General features: G+C 57.3%; 1 protein-coding gene, 3 tRNA genes and 1 pseudogene. 4 read left to right on the forward strand and 1 reads right to left on the reverse strand.

Annotation, left to right across the window (positions count from 1 at the left end; genetic code table 11):
• Nucleotides 1-217, reverse strand: a pseudogene (locus ACSFA3_RS25460) (phosphate acetyltransferase); the annotation flags it as partial.
• Between the two features lie 135 nt (nucleotides 218-352).
• Between ACSFA3_RS25460 and ACSFA3_RS25465 the strand changes: the two are divergent.
• From ACSFA3_RS25465 to ACSFA3_RS25480, 4 genes are all read left to right on the forward strand, one after another.
• The gene (locus tag ACSFA3_RS25465; protein WP_435468067.1) at nucleotides 353-562 is read left to right on the forward strand and encodes a hypothetical protein; all 210 of its coding nucleotides are present in this window, start codon (nucleotides 353-355) and stop codon (nucleotides 560-562) included.
• Nucleotides 563-770: 208 nt separating this feature from the next.
• Nucleotides 771-847, forward strand: a tRNA-Leu gene (locus ACSFA3_RS25470).
• Nucleotides 848-855: 8 nt separating this feature from the next.
• Nucleotides 856-933 (forward strand) — tRNA-Pro (locus ACSFA3_RS25475).
• Nucleotides 934-966: 33 nt separating this feature from the next.
• Nucleotides 967-1,042: transfer RNA gene (locus ACSFA3_RS25480), tRNA-Trp, on the forward strand.
• Nucleotides 1,043-1,076 lie beyond the last annotated feature (34 nt).

Raw genomic sequence — 1,076 nt, forward strand, 5'->3', positions numbered from 1 at the left:
AGAGATCGGCGCCGATCTCTCGTGCCGCGGCTTCGATCTTTGCGCGTGGGCCAATCAGCGTTGGAGCGATGAGGCCCAGTGCTGCGGAGGAGAGAGCAGCTTCGAGCGACACAGCGTTGGCGGGGTGGACCACCGCAACGCGCAATGGAGGCAGGTTGCGTGCGGTTGCAATCAGACGGTCGTAGTGCGGATGGGCTGCGAGGGTCGAAGACGCCATGCGGGCTCCTGGAGGTGAAGGGGGAGGGGATGTGTTGCCGCAACGGTACTTGAAAAAAAGTTGATCGAGGCGGTTGACGATCTTGTAAAGACTATTTACAGTCCAAACCCAGTCATCGCCAACAGGACACACATCGTGAAAGCCGCACAGATCCGCATCTACAGCACTTGCCCCGCATCGGGCAATGTGTTCGTGCGTGTCGCATCGCATGCCGGCCTCAGCTTTGGTCTGCTGCCGTCGTCGCAACAGCTCGATCAGTCCCCGTATTCCATGCAGAAGCCGCAGACCAATCTGTGGTCGTGCGATTACGAGGATCAGGTGCAACCGGGTGGAGGAAGCGCATAGGCGCAGACCTTCCAAGCTCTCTCGAAAAGAGGCCCGGACACCGCAAGGTTCCGGGCCTCTTTGTTTTTCGCTTCACTCAGTTTCTCAAGCAGCGATCGTGCTGCATGACACCGGGCTCCGGCCTCGTGAACGTTCCTTAAAAATTCGCAAGCACCGAGGCGAGACCGGCCACTGGAACGGATCGTCGCCTCGCACCATTTTTCATTCAGCCCTGGTGACGCAATTGGTAGACGTGTCCGCCTTAGAAGCGGAATTCTGGGAGTTCGAGTCTCCCCTGGGGCACCAAATTTTCTCTGGGTGTAGTGTCAATCTGGTAGACGGCCTGCCTTGGAAGCAGGAGGCTGCAGGTTCAAATCCTGCCACTCAGACCATCTCTTTTTTCTTCGTCTTTTCTTTTCTTCCACGCGTGTGTAGCTCAACTGGCAGAGCACTGGACTCCAAACCCAACGGTTGAAGGTTCGACTCCTTCCGCGCGCGCCATTTCTCTTTTCACGTCTCGTTCGTCTAGCGGTCA

Source organism: Variovorax glucosi (assembly GCF_051216695.1).
GTDB lineage: Bacteria > Pseudomonadota > Gammaproteobacteria > Burkholderiales > Burkholderiaceae_C > Variovorax.